This window comes from Bacillus timonensis (assembly GCF_004799755.1).
Lineage (GTDB): Bacteria > Bacillota > Bacilli > Bacillales > Bacillaceae_L > Ferdinandcohnia > Ferdinandcohnia timonensis_A.
In genome coordinates, this window is record NZ_SLUB01000001.1 from 173,138 (window position 1) to 196,187 (window position 23,050).

24 protein-coding genes are annotated in these 23,050 nt (G+C 37.5%); 19 read left to right on the forward strand and 5 right to left on the reverse strand.

Annotated features, from left to right (window positions below):
• Nucleotides 1-21 precede the first annotated feature (21 nt).
• The 12 genes from glyQ to E1I69_RS00895 all read left to right on the forward strand — a co-directional run bounded on the left by glyQ (nt 22) and on the right by E1I69_RS00895 (nt 13,015).
• Entirely contained in the window at nt 22-912 is an 891-nt protein-coding gene (gene glyQ, locus E1I69_RS00840; protein WP_136377747.1) for a glycine--tRNA ligase subunit alpha, read from the forward strand.
• Nucleotides 905-2,983: a glycine--tRNA ligase subunit beta gene (gene glyS, locus E1I69_RS00845; RefSeq protein WP_136377748.1), complete on the forward strand. Its 2,079-nt coding sequence runs from the start codon at nt 905-907 to the stop codon at nt 2,981-2,983. Before glyQ ends, glyS begins: the two co-directional genes overlap by 8 nt.
• Before the next feature lie 140 nt (nt 2,984-3,123).
• Nucleotides 3,124-3,765, forward strand: coding sequence for a helix-turn-helix transcriptional regulator (locus E1I69_RS00850; RefSeq protein ID WP_136377749.1), 642 nt, complete (start codon nt 3,124-3,126; stop codon nt 3,763-3,765).
• 27 nt (nt 3,766-3,792) lie between these two features.
• Entirely contained in the window at nt 3,793-4,605 is an 813-nt protein-coding gene (locus E1I69_RS00855; protein WP_136377750.1) for a pyruvate, water dikinase regulatory protein, read from the forward strand.
• Between the two features lie 348 nt (nt 4,606-4,953).
• On the forward strand, nt 4,954-5,424 hold the full coding sequence (locus E1I69_RS00860) for a YaiI/YqxD family protein (RefSeq protein ID WP_165439135.1): 471 nt from the start codon (nt 4,954-4,956) through the stop codon (nt 5,422-5,424).
• 40 nt (nt 5,425-5,464) lie between these two features.
• A complete protein-coding gene (gene dnaG, locus E1I69_RS00865; protein ID WP_136377752.1) occupies nt 5,465-7,273 on the forward strand; it encodes a DNA primase in 1,809 nt (602 codons plus the stop codon).
• Nucleotides 7,274-7,323: 50 nt separating this feature from the next.
• The gene (rpoD, locus tag E1I69_RS00870; protein ID WP_136377753.1) at nt 7,324-8,460 is read left to right on the forward strand and encodes an RNA polymerase sigma factor RpoD; all 1,137 of its coding nucleotides are present in this window, start codon (nt 7,324-7,326) and stop codon (nt 8,458-8,460) included.
• Nucleotides 8,461-8,735: 275 nt separating this feature from the next.
• Nucleotides 8,736-9,269: a hypothetical protein gene (locus E1I69_RS00875; RefSeq protein ID WP_136377754.1), complete on the forward strand. Its 534-nt coding sequence runs from the start codon at nt 8,736-8,738 to the stop codon at nt 9,267-9,269.
• 67 nt (nt 9,270-9,336) lie between these two features.
• Nucleotides 9,337-10,476 carry an acyl-CoA dehydrogenase family protein gene (locus E1I69_RS00880; RefSeq protein ID WP_136377755.1) on the forward strand — a complete coding sequence of 380 codons (1,140 nt, stop codon included), beginning with the start codon at nt 9,337-9,339 and terminating at the stop codon, nt 10,474-10,476.
• Nucleotides 10,477-10,706: 230 nt separating this feature from the next.
• A complete protein-coding gene (gene cccA / locus E1I69_RS00885) occupies nt 10,707-11,060 on the forward strand; it encodes a cytochrome c550 (protein WP_136377756.1) in 354 nt (117 codons plus the stop codon).
• A gap of 126 nt (nt 11,061-11,186) precedes the next feature.
• The gene (locus E1I69_RS00890; protein WP_136377757.1) at nt 11,187-11,891 is read left to right on the forward strand and encodes a tRNA (adenine(22)-N(1))-methyltransferase; all 705 of its coding nucleotides are present in this window, start codon (nt 11,187-11,189) and stop codon (nt 11,889-11,891) included.
• Nucleotides 11,888-13,015 carry a Nif3-like dinuclear metal center hexameric protein gene (locus tag E1I69_RS00895; protein ID WP_136377758.1) on the forward strand — a complete coding sequence of 376 codons (1,128 nt, stop codon included), beginning with the start codon at nt 11,888-11,890 and terminating at the stop codon, nt 13,013-13,015. The genes E1I69_RS00890 and E1I69_RS00895 overlap by 4 nt, the downstream gene beginning before the upstream one ends.
• 41 nt (nt 13,016-13,056) lie before the next feature.
• Here E1I69_RS00895 and E1I69_RS00900 read toward each other — a convergent pair whose 3' ends face one another.
• Together E1I69_RS00900 and vrrA are read right to left on the reverse strand one after the other, a co-directional pair.
• Entirely contained in the window at nt 13,057-14,004 is a 948-nt protein-coding gene (locus E1I69_RS00900) for a 4-hydroxy-3-methylbut-2-enyl diphosphate reductase (RefSeq protein WP_136377759.1), read from the reverse strand.
• 129 nt (nt 14,005-14,133) lie between these two features.
• Nucleotides 14,134-14,721, reverse strand: coding sequence for a VrrA/YqfQ family protein (gene vrrA, locus E1I69_RS00905; protein WP_136377760.1), 588 nt, complete (start codon nt 14,719-14,721; stop codon nt 14,134-14,136).
• 233 nt (nt 14,722-14,954) lie between these two features.
• On the opposite strand from vrrA, the gene E1I69_RS00910 reads away from it, so the two are divergent.
• Both E1I69_RS00910 and E1I69_RS00915 read left to right on the forward strand, forming a co-directional pair.
• Nucleotides 14,955-16,262 (forward strand): DEAD/DEAH box helicase, encoded by a 1,308-nt coding sequence (locus tag E1I69_RS00910; protein ID WP_136377761.1) that lies wholly within the window; start codon nt 14,955-14,957, stop codon nt 16,260-16,262.
• Between the two features lie 58 nt (nt 16,263-16,320).
• Complete coding sequence (locus tag E1I69_RS00915; RefSeq protein ID WP_136377762.1) at nt 16,321-17,214, forward strand: deoxyribonuclease IV; 894 nt, start codon at nt 16,321-16,323, stop codon at nt 17,212-17,214.
• Between the two features lie 37 nt (nt 17,215-17,251).
• Here the strand turns inward: E1I69_RS00915 and E1I69_RS00920 are convergent, their stop codons facing one another.
• A complete protein-coding gene (locus tag E1I69_RS00920; protein ID WP_136377763.1) occupies nt 17,252-17,509 on the reverse strand; it encodes a DUF2624 domain-containing protein in 258 nt (85 codons plus the stop codon).
• A gap of 105 nt (nt 17,510-17,614) precedes the next feature.
• On the opposite strand from E1I69_RS00920, the gene E1I69_RS00925 reads away from it, so the two are divergent.
• From E1I69_RS00925 to E1I69_RS00945, 5 genes are all read left to right on the forward strand, one after another.
• Nucleotides 17,615-18,484 carry a YitT family protein gene (locus E1I69_RS00925; protein ID WP_136377764.1) on the forward strand — a complete coding sequence of 290 codons (870 nt, stop codon included), beginning with the start codon at nt 17,615-17,617 and terminating at the stop codon, nt 18,482-18,484.
• Nucleotides 18,485-18,663: 179 nt separating this feature from the next.
• Nucleotides 18,664-19,428, forward strand: coding sequence for a metal ABC transporter ATP-binding protein (locus E1I69_RS00930; protein WP_136377765.1), 765 nt, complete (start codon nt 18,664-18,666; stop codon nt 19,426-19,428).
• Between the two features lie 13 nt (nt 19,429-19,441).
• Nucleotides 19,442-20,284 (forward strand): metal ABC transporter permease, encoded by an 843-nt coding sequence (locus tag E1I69_RS00935; RefSeq protein WP_136377766.1) that lies wholly within the window; start codon nt 19,442-19,444, stop codon nt 20,282-20,284.
• Complete coding sequence (locus E1I69_RS00940; protein ID WP_136377767.1) at nt 20,281-20,694, forward strand: Fur family transcriptional regulator; 414 nt, start codon at nt 20,281-20,283, stop codon at nt 20,692-20,694. Before E1I69_RS00935 ends, E1I69_RS00940 begins: the two co-directional genes overlap by 4 nt.
• Nucleotides 20,695-20,805: 111 nt before the next feature.
• Nucleotides 20,806-21,192 (forward strand): DUF308 domain-containing protein, encoded by a 387-nt coding sequence (locus E1I69_RS00945; protein ID WP_136377768.1) that lies wholly within the window; start codon nt 20,806-20,808, stop codon nt 21,190-21,192.
• Between the two features lie 53 nt (nt 21,193-21,245).
• On the opposite strand, the gene ispG is transcribed toward E1I69_RS00945, so the two are convergent.
• Nucleotides 21,246-22,352 carry a flavodoxin-dependent (E)-4-hydroxy-3-methylbut-2-enyl-diphosphate synthase gene (ispG, locus tag E1I69_RS00950; RefSeq protein WP_136377769.1) on the reverse strand — a complete coding sequence of 369 codons (1,107 nt, stop codon included), beginning with the start codon at nt 22,350-22,352 and terminating at the stop codon, nt 21,246-21,248.
• 136 nt (nt 22,353-22,488) lie between these two features.
• Nucleotides 22,489-22,815 (reverse strand): hypothetical protein, encoded by a 327-nt coding sequence (locus E1I69_RS00955; protein WP_136377770.1) that lies wholly within the window; start codon nt 22,813-22,815, stop codon nt 22,489-22,491.
• Nucleotides 22,816-23,050: the final 235 nt, after the last annotated feature.

The window sequence follows — 23,050 nt, forward strand, 5'->3', positions numbered from 1 at the left end:
AATTAAACCGGAGGTGCAATAATGAATATACAAGAAATGATATTAACGTTACAAAAGCATTGGTCAGATCAAGGCTGTATTCTCATGCAAGCCTATGACGTAGAAAAGGGTGCAGGAACAATGAGTCCCTATACATTCCTAAGAAGTCTGGGGCCAGAGCCTTGGAATGTTGCCTATGTTGAACCGTCAAGACGTCCAGTCGATGGTCGTTACGGTGAGAACCCAAACCGTCTGTACCAACACCATCAATTCCAAGTCATCATGAAGCCATCACCTGATAATATTCAAGAGCTTTACCTTGACTCCTTACGCAAATTAGGAATTGACCCATTAGAGCATGACATCCGCTTTGTTGAAGACAACTGGGAAGCACCAACACTTGGAGCGGCGGGCCTTGGCTGGGAGGTCTGGCTTGACGGAATGGAAGTCACTCAATTTACCTATTTCCAACAAGTGGGAGGTATTGAATGTAAACCTGTCTCAGTCGAAATCACATACGGAATTGAACGTTTAGCCTCTTATATTCAAGATAAAGAAAATGTTTTTGACCTTGAATGGACGAATGGATTTACGGTTCGTGATATTTTCCACCAGCCTGAATACGAGCATTCAAAATATACATTTGAAACATCTGATATAGACATGTTATTTAACTTATTTAGCATTTATGAAAAGGAAGCACATCGTCAAATGGACGAAGGTCTCGTTCATCCGGCCTATGACTATGTATTAAAATGCTCACATACGTTTAACCAGCTTGATGCAAGGGGAGCAATCTCTGTTACGGAAAGAACAGGGTATATTGGCAGAGTGCGTAATTTGGCTCGTAAGGTTGCAAGAACGTTTTATGAGGAGCGGGAAAAATTAGGCTTCCCAATGCTGAAGGCAAAAGGAGACGATCGTCATGAGTAATCGAGATTTATTAATTGAAATTGGCTTAGAGGAGATGCCGGCAAGGTTTGTAACAGATGCTATGAATCAGCTTGCAGACAAGGTAACAAACTGGTTGATTGAACATAATGTTTCATTTGAACAGGTCGAGCGTTTTTCATCACCTAGAAGACTGGCAGTTCTAGTTCATGATGTGGCTGAAAAACAACAGGATGTTGAACTGGAAGCGAAAGGCCCTGCGAAAAAAATTGCCTTAGACCAGGATGGAAATTGGACAAAAGCAGCAATGGGCTTTACAAGAGGGCAAGGAGCGACAGTTGAAGATATCTTTTTTAAAGAAATCAATGGCGTGGAATACGCACATATCAATAAGTTTATTAAAGGAAAAGACACACTAGAAATCCTAAGTGATCTTGAAAATGTGATTATACATTTATCATTCCCTAAAAATATGCGATGGGGTGACCAAGAACTTCGCTATGTTCGTCCAATAAAATGGATTGTCGCTTTATTCGGTGAAGAATTGATCCCTATTACGATCACAAATGTTAAGGCAAGCAATAAAACGTGGGGACATCGATTCTTAGGTCATGAAGTTGAAATTACATCACCAAGAGGTTATGAAAAACTACTTATGTCTCAATATGTTATTGCTGATTATCTTGAACGTAAAGAAGCAATAACAAACCAAATAAAAATTTTAGAAGAAGACAACAATTGGGAAGTTCCAATTGATGCCGATTTGCTAGAAGAAGTAACAAATCTTGTAGAATATCCAACTGCTTTTTTCGGGAAATTCGAAGAAGAATTTTTGAATTTACCAGAAGAAGTGTTAGTTACAAGCATGAGAGAGCATCAACGCTATTTCCCAGTGAAAGACAAAAATGGTGCGCTTCTTCCTTACTTTGTAGCAGTTCGAAATGGAGACCACAAGCATCTTGAAACAGTGGCTAGAGGTAATGAAAAGGTACTTCGTGCCCGTTTATCAGATGCAGACTTCTTTTATAAAGAAGATCAAAAATTAAAAATCGATGATTTAATTCAGAAGCTCGATAAAATCATTTACCATGAAGAAATCGGCTCAATAGGTGACAAAGTTAGACGAATTCAACAAATCACAAAGCATCTATCAGAACTTCTTGAGCTGGATAGTGAAACGCAAAATAAGGCAAATCGCGCTGCCGAGATTTGTAAATTTGACCTTGTCACAAATATGGTTTATGAATTCCCTGAGCTTCAAGGGGTCATGGGTGAACGTTATGCACGATTAAGTGGGGAAGAAAGCGAAGTTGCTGTAGCTATTAATGAGCACTATATGCCACGTCACGCTGATGACGCCAGTCCTGCATCAACCGTTGGTGCCTTGATCAGCCTTGCTGATAAGTTGGATACAATTGTTGGGTGTTTCTCAATTGGCATCATTCCAACAGGTTCACAGGATCCGTATGCTTTACGTCGCATGGCATCAGGTGTTGTTCAGATCTTACTTGATAAAGGCTGGAATATAAGTCTTGAAGAATTATTCGAGTATGTATTAAGTTTATTTGTTGAAGCAAATATCGCAAAGCTTGAAAAACAAGAAATTGAGAAAGAACTTGTTCAGTTCTTCAAATTACGGATCAAGCATGAATTAAACAACCGACGCATCCGCTACGACATTATTGATGCGGTTCTTGGTACAAAGCTAGGCGATATTGGACTTCTTGTTCAAAAAGCAGAAATTCTTGAAAAATATAAAGAGCATCAAGACTTTAAAGCAACTATCGAATCATTGGGCCGAGTGCTCAATATTGCGAAAAAAGGTGAAGACGCTGAAATTAATCCTAGCCTTTTTGAATCAGATGAGGAGAAACATCTCTTTGAAAAGTTTATAGAGGTTAAACCAAAAGTAATCGAGAGTCTTCAAGCAAAGAATGTAGCAGAAGCTTTCCATCTTTTAGCATCAATGAGAGAACTAATTGACCAATATTTTGAACATACAATGGTTATGGCAGAGGACGAGGCGGTTAGAAAAAATCGTCTTGCACAAATGGTGCAATTGGCACACGTGATTTATTTAATCGGAGATATGAATGCCATCATTGTAAAATAAGAACGAATAACTAGGAGCATGTTTGTTTGCTCCTAGTCTTTTTTCATACCCTATACGATAATACACAATTAGTATATAATAATTCTAATTAGTATAACCTTTTTGAACATATATACATAAATTAAAAGATTTTACGATTGGTGGTGAGTACAATAGAACTGAGCAAGAGGCAAGAACAAATTGTACAAATTGTAAAAGACAATGGACCGATTACAGGAGAAGCGATTGCAGACCGATTAAGTTTGACGAGGGCAACGCTTCGTCCGGATCTCGCTATTTTAACAATGGCTGGTTATCTTGAAGCAAGACCTCGGGTCGGCTATTTTTACACGGGAAAAACTGGACAACAGTTGCTAGCTGATAAGATTAAAAAAATAAAAGTGATGGATCATCAATCTATACCAGTTGTTGTAAATGAGAGTTTATCTGTTTATGATGCGATTGTAACGATGTTTTTGGAAGATGTAGGAACTTTATTTGTGGTGGATAAATCCTCCCTTCTCGTAGGCGTCTTATCGAGGAAGGATTTATTGCGGGCAAGTCTCGGCAACCAGGATTTAAAATCCATCCCTGTCACAATTATTATGACCCGTATGCCGAACATTACCATGTGTGAAAAAGATGATCTTTTACTTGAAGTGGCTCATAAATTAATTGATAAGCAAATTGATGCATTACCTGTTGTAAAGCATTCTGAACGTGGTATAGAGGTAATTGGAAGAATCACAAAGACAAATATGACGAAAGCCTTAGTGGCCCTCGCCGGGGACGAAATCCTCTAATATTTTGGTAAGGAGATGGGGTAGCAAATGAGAAATCGTGTAGTATATGTAGTATCCGATTCGGTTGGGGAAACGGCAGAACTAGTTGTTAAAGCAGCAGTAAGCCAGTTTAATGGCTCACATACAGATATTAAACGAATTCCTTATGTTGAAGATACTGCCACATTGGCAGAGGTGGTAGCCCTCGCAAAACTTAATAATGCCATAATCGCTTTTACACTCGTGGTTCCTGAACTAAGAGATTTCCTTGTGAAGGAAGCAGAACGAGAAGGAGTCATTGTAAATGATATTATTGGTCCGCTAATTGACAAAATGTCAGGTCTTTATGAAAGTAATCCAAGATATGAAGCGGGGCTTGTCAGAAAACTAGACGAAGATTATTTCAAAAAGATCGAGGCAATTGAATTTGCGGTAAAATATGATGATGGTCGTGACCCTAGGGGCATCCTTCGTGCGGATATCGTCTTAATTGGTGTATCAAGAACTTCAAAGACGCCTTTATCTCAATATCTTGCACATAAGCGCTTTAAGGTTGCAAACGTTCCGATTGTTCCCGAGGTTGATCCACCGGAAGAATTGTTTAAAGTGTCCCAAAATAAGTGTTTTGGATTAAAAATAAGTCCTGAAAAACTAAATCATATTAGGCGCGAACGATTAAAATCGTTGGGCTTAGATGACCAAGCGATATATGCAAATATTAACCGCATTAAAGAAGAACTCGATCACTTTGAATCAATCATTACTAAAATTGGTTGTGATGTTATCGATGTCTCAAATAAAGCAGTTGAGGAAACCGCGAATATTATTTTAAATAAAATCAATAAACGCAAAACGTATTAATAAATTTTTTTAGTGCTAATGGGGCGAAAACATATCTTAAAAAGATATGTTTTTTTATGGCGCTTGAAGAAATTTTATATTATAATAAAAAATTGTGATAAAAATACATAATTTTAGGTTTAGAGTTCGATTGGATAGAATAAACTATGTATTGAAGGATGTCAAGGGTAAGATTAGGAAATAGGTTAAATAATTTTCGACATTATTTTCTCGATTCAAGATTTTTCTTCCGAAAAATACTTTTAAATATTCTTTCTTTTTACTCACCTAAAGATTAGACAATCACAGATTTTAAACATCCTATTAAATCTTTTTCTGGAAAAGAAGGATTCTCTGGAGTGATGTAGAATAGAGAAATATGACGAAAAAAAGAATAAAATATTTGTTGATGCAGATGCCTGTCCAGTTAAAGAAGAAATAGTTAGCATAGCGGGTACATATAATATCAATGTTGTATTTGTTGCTTCATATGCCCACGTTATGTCAAATCCCATAGGTGGAAAATGGGTGTACGTGGACGCTGATAAAGAAGCTGCAGATCTCTATATTATGAACCATGCAATAAAAAAAGATATCGTCATTACCCAGGATACTGGCTTAGCAAGTATTTTAGTTAATAGAGGTGTAACTGTATTATCGCCCCGTGGCAAAGAATTTAAGGAAGAGGATATGGACCAAATTCTCCATTTTCGTTTTTTATCTGCAAAGGAAAGACGTAGTGGTACCTACTCGAAAGGACCAAAACCCTTTACAGAGGAAGACAAACAACATTTTACTAAAATATTTAAAAAAAGTTTGTCGAATATTGCAGGATTTTAGATCTCAATATAGAATATTTTAGTACTTGGGGATGTTAAACATGGGGTATCGAATTCCCGAAGAAACAATCGAAAAAATTCGTTTATCTGTTGACATTGTTGATGTTATTAGTGAATATGTTCAATTGAAGAAGCAAGGTAGAAATTATTTTGGCTTATGTCCATTTCACGGTGAAAATACCCCTTCATTTTCTGTATCGCCTGATAAACAGATCTTTCATTGTTTTGGGTGTGGAGCAGGTGGAAATGTATTTTCTTTTTTAATGGACTTAGAAGGGTATTCTTTTGCTGAAGCTGCAGTAAATTTAGCTGAAAAAGTGAACATAGACTTATCAGATTACCAACACCAAACAGCTGTTTCTGATAAAAATAACGATGTTTCAAAAATGCAGGAAGCACACGAATTACTAAAGAAATTCTATCATCACCTATTACTTAATACAAAAGAAGGTCAACCAGCGCTCGACTATTTAACAAATAGAGGCTTTACGAGAGAAATCATTGATAAGTTTGAAATTGGCTATGCTCTTGATTCATGGAACTTTGCTACAAAATTTCTCCAAAAAAGAGGCTTCAAGCCTGAGTTGATGGAACGGGCCGGATTACTTGTAAAAAAGGAAGATACCGGGACGTTCTTTGATAGATTTCGAAATCGAATTATGTTCCCAATTTGGGACCATCAAGGCAAAACAATTGCTTTTTCTGGCAGGGTTCTTGAGAAGGACCAGGAACCAAAATATTTAAATAGCCCAGAAACAATTATTTTTAACAAGAGTAAAACCCTTTACAATTTCCATCAAGCTAGACTTGAAATACGGAAACAACAGCAAGCGGTCCTTTTTGAAGGATTTGCAGATGTGATTGCAGCTGATCGAGCAGATGTTCCAAACTCAATTGGTACAATGGGTACATCCTTAACGGATGAGCATGTAAAAATAATTAGAAGGAATGTGGAATCTGTCGTCATCTGTTATGACTCTGACAATGCTGGGCTAGATGCCGCTTTACGAGCCTCGTCTATGCTTCTCGAGGCAGGCTGTTATGTAAGAGTTGCAACCATGCCAAATGGCATGGACCCTGATGACTACATTAATAAATATGGCGCGGAGAAGTTTAAAACTGATGTAATAGGGGCAAGTCTTACAATAATGGCATTTAAAATGCAGTACTTAAGAAGAGGAAAAAATCTTCAGGATGAAGGAGAACGCATCCGTTATATAGAAGATGTACTTAAGGAGATTTCCTCTTTAGAAAAAGCTGTTGAGAGAGACCATTATTTGCGCCAACTTTCTAATGAGTTTTCAATTTCGCTTGAGGCGCTTAAGCAACAACAGCTTCAGTATTATAAATCCGAACGGAAAAAGAAGGATAATTTCGCTGGGAATAGAAATAATACGAAAGCGAAACCTCCCGTATCCAAACATTTACTAAAAGCTTATCATAATGCTGAACGTTTTTTGCTAGCCTATATGCTGCGGGATCGGGACATTGCGGATAAAGTTCAAGATCAGCTTCAAGCCGGATTTAATATTGAAGAGCATCGAGCAATTTTAACGTATTTATATGCATATTATGAAGAAGGACATGAACCAGATATCAGCACATTTTTAACGAGAATACATGATGATAATCTTAAACGGATTGTGACTGATATTGCCATGATGTCAGTTGAAGAAGAAGTATCCGATTCTGTGTTATCCGATTATGTGAAACAGGTGTTGAATCATAAAAAAATGTCAATGATAAAAGAAAAAGAAACTGAACAACTTGAGGCTGAACGTAGTAAGGATTATTTGAAGGCCGCTACGATTGCTAATGAGATTATTCAATTGAAAAAAGCATTACATTAAATAGGTTATTAAACCTCTATGTCATATTAGTTTTGGAAGGAGGGGAACAAATGGCTGAAAAGTCTAAAGCAGTTGATACAGAATTAACATTAGAGCAAGTAAAAGAAAAATTAACAGCACTTGGTAAAAAACGCGGAGTATTATCCTATGAGGAAATCGCTGAGCGTATGTCTGGTTTTGAAGTTGAATCAGATCATCTTGATGAATACTATGAGTTCCTTGGAGAGCAGGGGATTGAATTAATAGGTGAAGGCGATGGCCATGATGCCGATGCTGATGCCGAAGATGATCCCAATATCCAAGAATTATCTAAGGAAGAAGAGTTTGATTTAAATGACCTCAGTGTTCCTCCAGGGGTTAAGATTAATGACCCAGTACGTATGTACTTAAAAGAAATTGGTCGTGTAGACCTACTTTCAGCTGATGATGAAATCCAACTCGCTGAAAGAATCGAACAAGGTGATGAAGAGGCCAAACGCAGACTTGCTGAAGCCAATTTGCGACTTGTTGTAAGTATTGCAAAGCGTTATGTTGGTCGTGGGATGTTGTTCCTAGACTTAATTCAAGAAGGAAATATGGGACTTATAAAAGCTGTCGAAAAGTTTGATTATCGCAAAGGCTTCAAGTTCAGTACGTATGCCACTTGGTGGATCCGTCAAGCCATTACACGTGCGATTGCAGACCAAGCGAGAACCATCCGTATTCCCGTTCATATGGTTGAGACAATTAACAAATTAATCCGTGTGCAACGTCAATTACTCCAAGATCTTGGCCGTGAACCAACTCCTGAGGAAATTGCCGAGGATATGGATTTAACACCTGAAAAGGTTAGAGAAATCTTAAAGATTGCTCAAGAACCTGTATCATTAGAGACACCAATTGGTGAAGAAGATGATTCACATTTAGGTGATTTTATCGAAGATCAGGATGCAACATCTCCTTCAGAGCATGCTGCATATGAGCTTTTAAAAGAACAGCTAGAAGATGTTCTGGATACCTTAACAGACAGGGAAGAAAACGTATTACGTCTCCGATTCGGTCTAGACGATGGACGCACTCGTACCCTTGAAGAAGTAGGTAAGGTATTTGGTGTAACACGTGAACGTATTCGTCAAATTGAAGCAAAAGCACTACGTAAGCTTCGTCACCCAAGCCGGAGCAAGAGACTAAAAGATTTCTTAGAATAAACATTTTCATAAGTCCAGATCCAGCGCCTAGCCCCTCGAGGTCATAAGCCAATCCGTCGAGAAGGATAAAGTGCATCCTTCTAGCCGGATTTTCTTATGCATGTCGGGGCTGATCAAGGCGCTTGCGCATTCTGTTCTTTACATTTCGTAGTTTACTTCATAAAATTGAAGTAAACTATTTTTTTATGTCCACACGATGTGGGTCACAAAGACGTTGTCACTCAGAAGTGGCATTCTTAGTCTTTCAACTAACTTTAAAAAAGGTGAACGCTTTCATGAACCAAGATAGAAAAAACATTGTAATTAACGAAATCCTGTATTGGCGAAAAAACAAATTACTGCCAGAAGCATATTGTAACTTCCTTCTCTCCCTATATACAGAAGGAGAAGGGGTTGAATCCAAACCAACATCGTCTCATTCTAAGAAAAATACACTATCTTGGATATTTGGAATTGGTTTGCTTTTACCAGTTATGTTTCTTGTCACTTATTTTACTGAAATATCTCCTACATTGCAAATGCTAATAAACTTTATTTTTATAATTATCTGTACTTTAGGCTTAATATTAAATCGAAATAATCCATTTTTCGTCCATTTTGCTTCCATCATCCTTGCACTTTTTATTCTTCTCCTCACAGTAAACGGAAGTGATCTTATATTTAAAGGACATGGATATTATTTGTTTGGAATCATATTGTTAAATTGTGTCTGTTGGATCATTGTTGGCATTCTTTCTAAGAAAAAATATTTTTTAATCGCGGGCATTCTAGGAAGTATTACTTCAGGTATTCTTATATTTAATTTTTAAATTGTTTAAAAATTCTTAATCACCCCTTATAATAGAGATTGAAAACGCATACAACGGGAGGGGTACTATGAATTTCGATTTAACGACAGAGCAAAAAATGATTCAAAAAACCATTAGGGAATTTTCTGAAGCAGAAGTTGCTCCAGGCGCTGAACAACGAGACAAAGACAAACGTTTCCCAATTGAAGTTTTTCAAAAACTTAGTCAATTAGGTATGATGGGTCTACCGTTTCCTGAAGAATATGGTGGTGCCGATTCAGATACGATTAGCTTTGCAATAGTAGTCGAAGAACTTAGCCGAGCCTGTGGGTCTACCGGAATTACATATTCAGCCCATATCTCACTTGGTGGTGCGCCCCTTCATTTATTTGGAACGAAAGAACAAAAGCAAAAATACTTAACTCCCATCTGTACGGGGGAGTCGCTTGGTGCTTTCGGTCTTACGGAGCCAAATGCCGGTTCAGATGCTGGCGGAACGCAAACTGAGGCAGTACTTGATCATAATGAGTTCATTATCAACGGAAATAAATGTTTTATAACTAACGCAAGCTTTGCGAAGCATCTCGCTCTTACAGCGATAACGAGTCGAAATGGTGCGGAAAAGGAAATCAGTGCGATCATTGTTCCAACTGATGCAAAAGGGTTTAAGGTAATCGACAATTATGAGAAAATGGGGCTTCATGCTTCAAACACGACCGAAATCGTTCTAGAGGATGTTCGCGTACCTGAGGAAAACTTACTTGGCAAACGGGGTGAGGGCTTCAGGCAGTTTTTAATCACTCTAGATGGTGGCAGAATTGGAATTGGAGCAATGGCAGTTGGAATTGCACAAGCAGCCTATGATAGGGCATTGTTGTATGCTAAAGAGCGAAAGCAATTTGGGAGATCGCTTTCAAACTTTCAAGCGATTCAATTTAAATTAGCAGACATGGCGATGAAAATTGAACTGGCACGAAATATGGTGTACAAAGCAGCGTGGTTAAAAGATCAAAATCGTCACTTTTCGAAAGAAGCTTCAATGGCTAAGTTATATGCGTCTGAAATGTGCATGGAAGTTACAAACCAAGCTGTTCAGATTCACGGTGGATACGGCTATATGAAAGAATATCATGTTGAAAGATTTATGCGAGACGCAAAGCTTTTAGAAATTGGAGAAGGAACATCTGAGATTCAACGAATGGTGATTGCCAGAGCAATTGGATGTTAAAAAAGTATCTGAACGGGACTCTCCTCTCTACATGAGGGGAGTTTTTATTTGTCTTTATGACAAATTTGTGACATTTTTGTGTAAAATAATTTTACAATAATATGTTACTAGGGTTCTTTGTACAATTAGGACTTTCACTTCTATCATTTTTCAAGTAAAATAGAGAGTGTTTGTATAGAATATATATAATAACTTCTTAAACGATGTACATAAGTAAGGGAGGTCAGAAAATGAAAAAGAATCCATTAATACCATTTGCTTTAATTGCAGTTTTCGGTATTGGACTTATGTTCCTATTAGGTTTTGTTGGACTTGGAAACATGGACGAAATGGCAAACAAAGGTGAAGAGGCACCAGAAACAGCTGCAGCTTCCCCAGAAGAGGTTGTCAAAGGTACATGTGCAGCATGCCATGGACAGGACTTGGCAGGTCAAGGTAATGCTCCTGCTTTGAAAGGCACTTCTTTATCAGCTGAAGAGATTCAAGATGTCATCACAAATGGTAGAGGTGCAATGCCAGGTGGCTTAGTTAAGGACCCTGCGCAAGTACAAGAAATAGCAAATTGGTTAGTTGAACAAAAATAAATAATAGATTAAAACCCTTTGCATTTTATGTAAGGGGTTTTTTTCTGTACTTTTTACACACTAGATGGAAGTTTCCGTGCACTTCTTGTATAATTAAAACTAATTTCAAAAAAATGTGGTGTTATTATGAACGAAGAGAAGCTATCGAAGCGACTTGAAACAGTTGCATCATACATACCCAAAGGGGCTACTTTAGCAGACATAGGCTCTGACCATGCTTATTTACCCTGCTTTGCCTATTTAAATGGCATGATCACAAAAGGAATCGCCGGAGAAGTAGCGGAAGGTCCTCTGCAATCAGCCAAAAAACAAATCAGCAAAAATCAACTTACTAACGCATTAGAAGCACGAAAAGGAGATGGCCTAGAAGTCATCCAACCGAATGAAGTTACATGCATCACCATTGCTGGAATGGGTGGCTCGCTGATTCGTTCTATCTTAGACAAGGGTAAAAGCAAATTACGAGGTGTAGAACGACTGATCCTCCAACCAAATATCGGAGCTTCTACAATTAGAGAATGGCTGATTGAAAACGATTGGGAGCTAATTGCCGAGGAAATCTTGGAAGAAGATAAAAAGATTTATGAGGTTTTAGTCGCCGAAAAAGGAAGTCCACAAAAACCCTATCAAAACATCGATCAAGAATTATTGCTTGGACCTTTTTTACTTAAAGAAAAAAGTCCAATCTTCATAAAAAAGTGGTCACACGAACTGAAACATTGGGAAAGAATTTTGAACCAACTTAACGATGCAGAGGAAACGACTGAAAATCGTTTACGAAAAGAAGAGCTTGAGCAAAAGATTGAGATTGTAATGGAGGCATTAACTTGAGCAAAATACCGAACGGATTTGAAGTCATCCAAGTATTTGAGGGATTTTCCCCAAAATATTTAGCGGTTGAAGGTGACAGAGATAAAATTGGCCTTCAAATAGGAACTTTACATAAACCTGTAAAGAAAATAATGGTCGTACTTGATGTGTTAGAGGAAGTTGTAGATGAAGCCATATCAAGTGAAGTCGATTTGATAATCGCTCATCATCCTCCAATCTTCCGTCCGTTAAGAGCTATTCAAACAGATACGCCGGCAGGAAGAATCATTCAAAAATGTATTTTACATAATATAGCAGTCTATGCAGCACATACAAATCTAGATGTAGCAGTTGGTGGAGTCAATGATTTATTAGCGAATGCCTTAGAGCTAACAAATATTGAATTGCTTGCTCCTACCTATGAGGAAAGACTAAAAAAATTGGCAGTGTATGTTCCTAGAGAAAGTGCAGATGAGGTTCGGACAGCATTAGGAACGGCAGGCGCAGGCTTTATTGGGGATTACAGCCACTGTACCTTTAATACCGAGGGTACTGGTACCTTTTTGCCACACGAAGGAACAAACCCTCATATTGGGGCAGTTGGTCAATTAGAAAATGTGGATGAAATCAAAATTGAAACAGTTTTTCCAAGCCGTATTCAAAAAAAGGTAGTTACGGCTATGCTGAAGGCACATCCATATGAAGAGGTTGCCTATGATATTTATCCTCTTGAGAATGAAGGAAATATACTTGGGCTTGGTCGAGTTGGGTATCTTCAACATGAGATGACGCTTGAACAATTTGCACATCATGTGAAGGACAAATTAGAGGTAGATGGAATACGGGTTGTTGGCTCACTAACAGATCGAGTAAAAAAGGTTGCTGTACTCGGTGGCGATGGCAATAAATATATTTCACATGCTAGAAGAGCTGGGGCAGATGTGTATGTAACCGGAGATATGTATTATCATGTAGCTCATGATGCCATGATGATGGGGCTTAATATTGTAGACCCTGGTCATAATGTGGAAAAAGTGATAAAAAAAGGGGTAGCAAATGTCTTAACTGAACGTTTTAAAGAAAAAAAGTTAGAGGTTTCAGTTATCACATCAGAGCTAAATACCGATCCATTCCAATTTTTATAAACAAAAAAAGGTACTCCGAATCAGGGGTACCTTCCTTCCACTTACTTTTTAGGGACTTTCACTTTTGGCAACACTTTATAAAGAGGTACTTTACGAACGCGTTCCCATGTTTCTTCGTTTTCTGGGTCAAACTGTTCTAAGAAATTAATGACTTCTTTTGTAATCGGTGTTGGAGTGGAAGCACCTGCTGTTACAGCTACCTTCTCTACTCCTTTAAGCCAATCAAGCTGGATGTCGCTCACATCTGCTACACGATAAGCTGTAGTGCCTGCAATTTCCTCGGAAACCTGTGCAAGACGGTTCGAGTTATTGCTCATTGGATCTCCAACTACGATTGTTAAATCAGCTTCTTTTGCTTGTTCCGAAACTGCTTCTTGACGTACCTGTGTAGCTAGACAAATTTCATTATGAACTTCAGTATGTGGGAATTTTTCCTGAACCTTTTCCATAACATGCTGAACATCCCATTGGCTCATCGTTGTTTGGTTGGTTACCACAAGCTTTTCACTACTTAGCTCAAGGTTCTCAACATCCTCAACCGTTTGAACAAGATGAACAAAACCAGGCGCTTCACCAATTGCTCCTTCTGGCTCAGGATGGCCTTTTTTACCAATATAAATAATGTGATAGCCTTCTGCTGTTTTTTCCTTGATTAAATCGTGCGTTCTAGTAACGTCAGGGCATGTCGCATCAAGGGTAACAAGACCTCTTTCCTTCGCTAAGCGTTTCACCTCAGGAGATACACCATGAGCTGTGAAAATAACAGTACCTTCTTTAACCTGATTTAGTATATCTAGACGATTCGGTCCATCAAGTGTAATAATTCCTTCTTCTTCGAAGGCATCTGTTACGTGTTTATTGTGAACAATCATTCCTAATATATAAATGGGTCTAGGTAATGTTTTATCTAAAGCGGCATTTTTCGCAATTACCATCGCATCCACTACACCATAGCAATAACCGCGCGGTGCAACTTTGATTACTTCCATGCACTTCTCCTCCTCAGTTAATAAATCGGATAGTTTTATACCAATCAAAAACGCCTTGGCGTGTTAACGTTGGTACTCTCGTAATCTCGTATTTATTATATCTGAGTATGAAGGATAATACAAAGTCTTTTAAATGTAAAGCTTTGGAACAGATTCTCCAGATCCCTTTGCTTTCGGCTTTTCTTTTTCATTTGCAGTATTCTCATCGTCGGAGTTCACGTCAGAAAGGGAAATTGTTTCATTTTCTTCGTTATCTTCTTTCGCTTCTTCTTCATTTCCAGAATTTTTAAGTGCACTGTACATTTTAATCATGGCGGGAATATTTTTCATTAATGGGCCATATTGCTGAACCATTGGAACGACCGATTCGGCCATTTTCAAGGTCTTTTGGACATTTCCTAACATTGAACTTAGGTTCGAAGGGTTTGTTAAATTTTGAAGTGTGCCAGCATTCATTGCTTGTGAAGGATTAAAAAGGCCGGTCATTCCGCCCATTCCACGTGTTGGATTTGACTGCCCCATACCAGGGATTAATCTTCTCAAAAGACCGCCTAAGCCCGCTCTTCCTTGTCCTTGCATACCTTGCATACCTTGCATACCACCGAACATTCCTGGTGGTCGGAAGCCGGTTTGCTGTGGAAACATAGATGGTGGCCTCATTGGCCTCATTGGTCTCATTTGACTCATCTGACTCATTGGATTTCTTGGAAAAAACATTTACTTATCCTCCTTTCACATTGCAGAGACTAAGAACAGAGTATAGTGATAATACCTTGTTTTTAGGATATGCGAAAAGGGAAATGAATGTTTAAGCAAATCGCTCAATTAGGCTTGATTGGTGTTTTTTTATGGTTTCCTTTATAATTAATTGTTAGGTTATGATGATTACTATTTAAATGAACTTTAAACCTTACAAAAAAATTTGATATTTATATAAATGAGGGATTGTAATGACAGTACAAGATTTTGAACGTTTTCAATTTCAGCCGTTTATTCTTGAGGCATTAAAGGAGTTAAAATTTACAAAGCCAACTGAAATTCAAGAGCGACTAATACCTAGCATTCAGCGAGGAGAAAGCGCTATTGGTCAATCGCAAACTGGAACAGGTAAAACTCATGCTTACCTGTTACCTATCATTAATAAGATTGATCCTGAAAGACAAGAGGTACAAGCTGTTATAACAGCTCCAACAAGAGAACTTGCAACGCAAATCTATCATGAGATTGGCAAGGTTATTAAATGGAACGAAGAGAATCCAATTACAGCTAAATTATTTGTGGGTGGAACTGATAAGGCACGTGCCATTGAAAAACTAAAAACGCAGCCACAAATTGTAGTGGGAACCCCTGGAAGAATTCATGACTTAGTCAAGGAACAGGCCCTTCAGGTATATACGGCCAATCAAATCGTTGTTGATGAAGCAGACCTAGTGCTTGATATGGGCTTCATTGAAGATGTTGACCAAATTGCAGCTAGAATGCAGGAAGATCTTCAAATTTTGGTATTTTCAGCAACGATTCCAGAAAAATTAAAGCCCTTTTTAAAAAAATATTTGGAAAATCCGCGTTACACTCATGTTGCACCAGAACAGGCTACAGCAACAAAGGTGGAACATATTCTCGTTCCACTCCGTCATCGAAATAAGAAGAGCCTATTAAAATCGATGTTGGAGGCGTATAATCCGTACTTAGCGATTATATTCACTAATACTAAAAAAATGGCTGATGAAGTGGCTGACGGGCTCATTGAAAAAGGGATGAAGGTTGGAAGAATCCACGGTGACCTTCCACCTCGTGAACGTAAAAAAGTGATGAAACAAATAAATTCACTTGAATTTCAATATGTCGTGGCAACAGACCTAGCCGCAAGAGGAATTGATATTGAAGGTGTCAGTCATGTAATCAATTATGAACTACCAAGTGATCTTGATTTTTATATCCATAGAGTTGGTAGAACGGCAAGAGCCGGATACTCTGGAATTGCTGCAACCATTTATGATCCATCTGATGAGGATGCAATTGTAAGGCTTGAGAAAATGGGTATTACGTTTAAGAATATGGATCTCGAACAGGATGAATGGATAAATATTGGTGAGCGAAATAAACGAAAAGCTCGTAAAAAACAAGTAGATGAAATTGATAACCTTGCAAAAAGTAAAGTAAAAAAGCCTAAAAAGGTGAAGCCAGGCTACAAGAAAAAAATGAACAAGGAAATGGAAGATTTCAAAAAACGTCAAAAACGATTAAAGAGAAAATAAGCGATGGATATGGTAAAATAGTAGTATGAATTGTTTATGGGAGATTGGAGTGTAACGTATGGTTAAAATTGGCTCACATGTTTCAATGAGTGGTAAAAAGATGCTTCTAGCAGCGAGTGAAGAAGCAGTATCTTATGGTGCAAATACATTCATGATATACACTGGCGCGCCACAAAATACAAGACGGAAAAAAATAGAAGACTTAAATATCGAGGCTGGACTTGCCCATATGAAGGAAAATGGGATTGATGAAATTGTTGTCCATGCTCCTTATATTATTAATATTGGCAACACCTCAAATCCGGCTACCTTTGAATTAGGTGTAAACTTCTTACGTTCCGAAATTGAGAGAACAGACGCGCTAGGGGCTAAACAAATTGTCCTTCATCCTGGAGCACATGTTGGTGCTGGTGCAGAAGCGGGAATTAAGAGAATTATTGAGGGTCTTAATGAAGTAATTACAAAGGATCAAAACGTACAAATTGCATTAGAAACGATGGCTGGAAAAGGGTCTGAGTGTGGCAGATCTTTTGAAGAAATCGCACAGATTATTGAAGGTGTAACACATAATGAAAAGCTATCAGTTTGTTTCGACACGTGTCATACCCATGATGCTGGTTATGATATTGTAAATGATTTTGATGGGGTACTAGAGCAATTTGATAAACTAATTGGTGTTGACCGCATTAAGGTCCTTCATATTAATGACAGTAAAAATGAAAAAGGTGCAAGTAAAGACCGTCACGAAAATATCGGATTTGGAAAAATTGGATTTGATGCAATTAATTATATTGTCCATCATCCAACCCTTGGGAATGTCCCTAAAATTTTGGAAACACCTTATGTTGGTGAAGATAAAAACAATAAGAAAGCTCCATATAAGTTCGAAATTGAGATGATTCGGTCAAAATCATTTGATGAAGGCTTATTAGAGAAAATTATGAATCAATAATAAATGAAAAAAGCTGTCTTTTGGTTGACAGCTTTTTTCAACTCGTAAATTTGATAAACAATTGGTTTAACTTTCTAGCAACCTCTGGACTTGTCATCTGGGCAATTTCTTTTAGTAGTTGATTTTTTTCATCGGGATTAAAAATGTTGATATGTTTCTTTTTTCGAATCAATTTTAACACATTTGTTGCTTGTGACTTGGTGACATGTATATCATATTGTTTTCCATACTTTATTAAGTCATCGGGTGTTAAGGTCTTTAATTTTTGGTTAATGATTTGCTGATAAATATTCATATTTACAATCTTCACCTTCCTCACGTTAGTCTATTTCAACAAGAAAAGGAGTGTGCATAAAATCATTCAAGAAAAGCTAATACTTTTTCGAATTGGAGTGATGGGATGAACAGAGAGCATAAAAAGGAAAGCGTTTCACATATTATATTTAGGGTGATTATGATTATTGTTGGTGCAGCCTTTGCTGCCGCTGCGATTGAACTTTTCTTAATTCCAAATAAAATTATTGATGGCGGAATCATTGGTATTTCGTTAATTGTAGATTATTTAACACCAACCTATATTTCATTTGGTTTTCTTGTCGTTGTCTTTAATTTACCATTTATGTATTCAGGGTATAGTCAAATTGGGAAGACCTTTATGTGGTCTAGCATTCTAGGAATTGTCGTATTGGCGATCATTGAAACCTTACTTCACTATGTGCAGCCTTTTGATATTGAACCAATACTTGCTGCTGTATTTGGAGGTCTTCTTCTTGGGACAGGCGTTGGGATTGTCATCCGTAATGGTGGGTCAATGGACGGAACTGAAATTTTATCGATTATCTTAACGAAAAAGCTCCCATTCTCTGTTGGAGAATTTGTCATGTTTATCAATATCTTTATTTTCGCACTTGCAGGTTTTGTTTTCGGTCTTGAATCTGCGATGTATTCCGTATTAGCCTATTACATTGCCTTTAAAACCATTGATGCAGTTGTAGAGGGGCTAGATGAAACGAAGGCTGCGATTATTATTTCAGAGCAATTTAATGAGGTATCTGATGCGATCTTACATCGCCTTGGTCGTGGAACGACGAAGTTAAAAGGCAGGGGTGGATATACGGATGAAGAAAAGGAAGTTATTTATGTTGTTGTGACAAGACTTGAGGTTACAAAATTAAAAACTATTATTCAGGAAATTGACCCTACAGCTTTTATAACCATCATGGATACACATGAAGTAAGAGGTGGTCGCTTCAAATCTGCAGTCCACTAAAGGGAATAGATTAACTCTTTTTCAAAAGGTTCTGTTTGTAAACAGATTTTTTTAAAAAGGGTTAATCTTTTTTTGGTTATCAATTACCTTTACTTTATAAATTTCATCCTGTATACTTCATAAAGTATAAATCGTAATGATTCTTAATAAGATCAAAATATACAAAAAAAGGTGATAATTTGACAAACTCAAATTCGGTATTGACAATTAATGATCTTTCTTTTAGATATGAGGAGCAAACCGTATTAGAAAACATCAATTTAGTTGTCCCCAAAAGCTCATTCCTAGCAATTGTCGGACCAAATGGTTCTGGTAAAACAACGTTACTTAAAAGTATTCTAGGGCTAGTAAAGCTGCAAAAAGGGACAATTGAACTGTTTGGAACACCGATTTCAAAATTTAAGGACTGGTCGAAAATCGGATTTGTTTCCCAAAAAGCGAACAGCTTTAACTCCGGCTTTCCTGCAACTGTATTTGAAGTTGTTTCCAGTGGATTGACGTCGAAGCTTGGTTTGTTTCATTTTTTCAAGCAGCAGCATAAGGAAAAGGTTGTGGAAGCTCTTCAATCGGTCGGGATGGAGAAGTTTATAAATCGAAACATTGGCGAACTTTCAGGAGGGCAACAACAGCGTGTCTTTATCGCAAGGGCTCTTGTAAGTGAACCAGAGCTTCTCATCCTTGATGAGCCAACGGTCGGAGTAGATGCTAAGACAGTTCAAGCATTTTATCATATGCTTGAAGATATTAATAAAAATAAGGGAATTACATTGATTTTAGTTACTCATGATGTAGGGACAATTTCGGAAAAGGTATCCCATGTCGCATGTTTAAATAAGCATCTTCATTTCCATGGAAGTGCAAAGGAATTTGAACATATTCAAGACAAGGATTTATCCCACTATTATGGCCATCCACTTCATGTAATTACCCATGAACAAACCTGAGGAAGGTGAAACAATGCTTTCAGACATATTTCAATATGAATTTTTACAAAATGCATTCTTAAGTGGTTTACTGATTGGGTTGATTGCACCATTGCTCGGTGTTTTTATTGTGGTAAGACGGCTCTCTCTCATTGCAGATGCCTTAAGCCATGTGACATTAGCAGGAATTGCGGCAAGTCTTTTACTTGAAAAAAAGTTGGGACTTACTCAACCAGTTAATCCTATTTACATGGGAATGACATTTTCAGTTGTTGGCTCACTTTTTATTGAACGATTACGAACGGTATACAAGCACTATCAAGAGCTTGCAATTCCCATCATCTTATCTGGTGGGATAGGTTTGGGTGTAATTTTTATTTCACTTGCAGATGGTTTTAATACCGATTTATTTAATTATTTATTTGGTAGTGTGAGCGCAATTAGCCGTTCCGATTTATGGACCATTCTAGGGATAACAATGCTTGTAATTTTCATTGTGATTTTTCTGTATAAGGAATTATTTCTTTTATCATTTGATGAAGAACATGCAGCCGTTTCAGGGATTAATGCAAAAACGATCCACTTTATCTTTATTGTGACTGTTGCGTTAGTGATTGCTGCCTCGATGAGAATTGTCGGAATTTTATTAGTATCTTCATTAATGACATTACCGGTTGCGGCTGCGATTCGGATTGCCCAAGGCTTTAAACAAACGATTATTCTTTCAGTCATTTTTGGTGAAGTAGCAGTTGTTTTTGGATTAGTACTTTCTTATTACCTGGATTTGGCTCCTGGAGGAACAATTGTTGTCCTATCAATCATGATTCTTTTAGGTGCAATAGGTTGGAAAAAATGGTGGAAAGGAAGAGCGGTATGAATGTATCTGAAGCGATGGAATTAATGAAAGAAAAAGGATTTAAACATACTGGAAAAAGACAGGAAATGCTTGAACTGTTTTCTGTTTCTGATAAATATTTAACCGCAAAGGATGTTTTGGATAACTTAAAAGGAAACTATCCAGGACTAAGCTTTGACACAATTTATCGAAACCTCTCTTTATTTGTTGATCTCGGCATTTTGGAAACGACCGAACTATCTGGCGAGAAACACTTCCGCTTTACCTGCGGTGGAAGCCATCATCACCACCATTTTATCTGCTTGGAATGTGGAAAAACAAAGGAAATTGAATCCTGTCCGATGGATAAGATCATCGACAATTTATCAGGATATGATGTAACGGGTCATAAATTTGAAATTTACGGATCATGTCCAGAATGTCGTGCATAACAGTTTCTCAAATATGATTCCCTATATAGTCAATGATTAACAATTATATTTCTAACTTCCTTAACTCATACTATAAATGCTCCTCACCCATAAGGAAAGCGAGGGATAAGCATGGCAGAACAAGACAAAAACGTAAGAAACAATCAAGACAATAATGATTTTGATTACTACGTTGATCCAAACATTGGTGCAAATGCTGACTCAAGCTATAATGAGGAAACGGCAGCAGAGGTTGCCGCCCCAATCAATTATGGAACCACGAGACGTGAAGTGGACCGTGATCATACAGAAGATAGAGCAGGTGGTGCGGGCTTAGGCTGGTTAGCTCTTGCTTTATCTATTATTTCCTTATTTGTAATGCCTGTATTATTAGGAGCAGCAGGTATTATTATTGGATTCATTGCACGCCGACGTGGAGCAACTGGTTTAGGAGCATGGGCAATCGGGATCGGTGCAGTATCGATTATCGTAGGCATCTTCATCCTCCCATTCTTTTAACAAATAACTGTAAATAAAATAAGCCCGACACTTTTGTGTCGGGCTTATTTCTATTATTTTTGTTCAGCAGCTTGTTTTGCGTAATATTCTTCAGCAAGCTTGTCAATTTCTTTTTTCAATTCTTCTACCATGGTTTCCTCTGGTACTTTACGAACAGTTTTGCCGTGACGGAACAGTAATCCTTCTCCTCTTGCTCCTGCAATCCCAATATCGGCTTCACGAGCTTCACCTGGACCGTTAACCGCACAGCCTAAAACTGACACCTTAATAGGTGCTTTAATCGTTGAAATATACTCTTCTACCTCATTTGCAATTTTGATAAGGTCAATTTCAATTCGTCCACATGTTGGACATGAGATTAAGGTTGCCGCATTTGAAGCTAATCCAAATGATTTTAACAATTCACGCGCAACTTTTACTTCCTCAACAGGGTCTGCACTTAGTGACACACGTAATGTATTTCCGATACCCTTACTTAAAATTGCACCCAAGCCAGCCGCACTTTTTACAGTACCAGAGAAAAGAGTTCCAGATTCAGTAATACCCAAGTGTAATGGATAATCGAATGCTTTCGCCGCTTTTTCATATGCTTCGATTGCGAGTGGTACATTGGACGCCTTCATTGACACGATAATGTCATGGAAATCAAGGTCTTCTAGGATTTTAATATGGTGTAATGCACTTTCCACCATACCGTCTGCAGTAGGGTAACCATATTTATCAAGGATGCGTTTTTCTAATGATCCTGCATTTACCCCGATACGAATTGGAATTCCTTTTTCCTTTGCTGCTTTAACAACAGCTTCAACCTTTTCTTTACGACCGATATTACCAGGGTTAATCCGAATTTTATCGGCTCCTCCTTCAATTGCTTTTAAGGCTAATTTATAATCGAAATGTATATCAACTACGAGAGGAATTGAAATTCTTTTCTTGATTTCTGGAATCGCATTTGCAGCACGCTCATCTGGGCATGCCACACGAACTATTTGACATCCTGCTTCTTCAAGACGTTTGATCTCTGCAACAGTTGCCTCAACATCATGTGTTTTAGTAGTGGTCATACTTTGAATAACTACTTCATTATTACCACCAATCGTTAAATTACCAACCTTCACAGGACGTGTTTTTGTACGATGGATGATTTCACTCACGAATATCGCTCCTTTAAGTTAAAACCTATTTAATCATAATCACTTCTATAAGAGTAATCCTTTATAAGAAAAATATCTAGTCTAAAGAATTATTTACTTGCCTATTTTACAGTTGAATCAAAAAATTGACAAGAAAAGACCCTTATTCATCCGTATAGATTGGGAATTTATAGGTTTTTCCAATTTGGAGAAGATCGGCTTTGCTATTTGGATTAAGTTCTTCAAAATCTTCAATTACAGAATCAATAGAAGAGATCTGCTTCCCTTCATTTAAATTTTCGACGATGGATAATAACGTATCACCGGCATTTATCTTAATTTCCTTATATGGATGATTTGGTGTTTTCGCTATAACCTCTGTTACCTCTATTGTTTCACTTTTTGCAATTTGTAGAGTTCCAAATCTTACATCGTAATAAATAATAAATAGAATAAATACAATTGCTAGGAATGCGAAGAATCGCTTCATATCCAAAACCTCCGATAGATCAACTTATTAAAGAATATGCACCTCAATTCTTGATATTCCAAAAATTAATAGAAAGAAACAAAATTTAATAGAAAACTTTACAGCACATACTTTTGATGGATCGAGTGAAAAATAGAGTTACGAGAGATGAACGAATCCGAATGTTACAGGATTGTAAATTTACTTTATATTACCTTTACATAAAAAAAAGACTAGGGTACTATCTTTTATGGGC

Coding starts and splice junctions, on each gene's coding strand:
- glyQ (WP_136377747.1), top strand. CDS start 22: ATGAATATACAAGAAATGATATTAACGTTACAAAAGCATTGGTCAGAT.
- glyS (WP_136377748.1), top strand. CDS start 905: ATGAGTAATCGAGATTTATTAATTGAAATTGGCTTAGAGGAGATGCCG.
- E1I69_RS00855 (WP_136377750.1), top strand. CDS start 3,793: ATGAGAAATCGTGTAGTATATGTAGTATCCGATTCGGTTGGGGAAACG.
- dnaG (WP_136377752.1), top strand. CDS start 5,465: ATGGGGTATCGAATTCCCGAAGAAACAATCGAAAAAATTCGTTTATCT.
- rpoD (WP_136377753.1), top strand. CDS start 7,324: ATGGCTGAAAAGTCTAAAGCAGTTGATACAGAATTAACATTAGAGCAA.
- E1I69_RS00875 (WP_136377754.1), top strand. CDS start 8,736: ATGAACCAAGATAGAAAAAACATTGTAATTAACGAAATCCTGTATTGG.
- E1I69_RS00880 (WP_136377755.1), top strand. CDS start 9,337: ATGAATTTCGATTTAACGACAGAGCAAAAAATGATTCAAAAAACCATT.
- cccA (WP_136377756.1), top strand. CDS start 10,707: ATGAAAAAGAATCCATTAATACCATTTGCTTTAATTGCAGTTTTCGGT.
- E1I69_RS00890 (WP_136377757.1), top strand. CDS start 11,187: ATGAACGAAGAGAAGCTATCGAAGCGACTTGAAACAGTTGCATCATAC.
- E1I69_RS00900 (WP_136377759.1), bottom strand. CDS start 14,004: ATGGAAGTAATCAAAGTTGCACCGCGCGGTTATTGCTATGGTGTAGTG.
- vrrA (WP_136377760.1), bottom strand. CDS start 14,721: ATGTTTTTTCCAAGAAATCCAATGAGTCAGATGAGTCAAATGAGACCA.
- E1I69_RS00910 (WP_136377761.1), top strand. CDS start 14,955: ATGACAGTACAAGATTTTGAACGTTTTCAATTTCAGCCGTTTATTCTT.
- E1I69_RS00915 (WP_136377762.1), top strand. CDS start 16,321: ATGGTTAAAATTGGCTCACATGTTTCAATGAGTGGTAAAAAGATGCTT.
- E1I69_RS00920 (WP_136377763.1), bottom strand. CDS start 17,509: ATGAATATTTATCAGCAAATCATTAACCAAAAATTAAAGACCTTAACA.
- E1I69_RS00925 (WP_136377764.1), top strand. CDS start 17,615: ATGAACAGAGAGCATAAAAAGGAAAGCGTTTCACATATTATATTTAGG.
- E1I69_RS00935 (WP_136377766.1), top strand. CDS start 19,442: ATGCTTTCAGACATATTTCAATATGAATTTTTACAAAATGCATTCTTA.
- E1I69_RS00940 (WP_136377767.1), top strand. CDS start 20,281: ATGAATGTATCTGAAGCGATGGAATTAATGAAAGAAAAAGGATTTAAA.
- E1I69_RS00945 (WP_136377768.1), top strand. CDS start 20,806: ATGGCAGAACAAGACAAAAACGTAAGAAACAATCAAGACAATAATGAT.
- E1I69_RS00955 (WP_136377770.1), bottom strand. CDS start 22,815: ATGAAGCGATTCTTCGCATTCCTAGCAATTGTATTTATTCTATTTATT.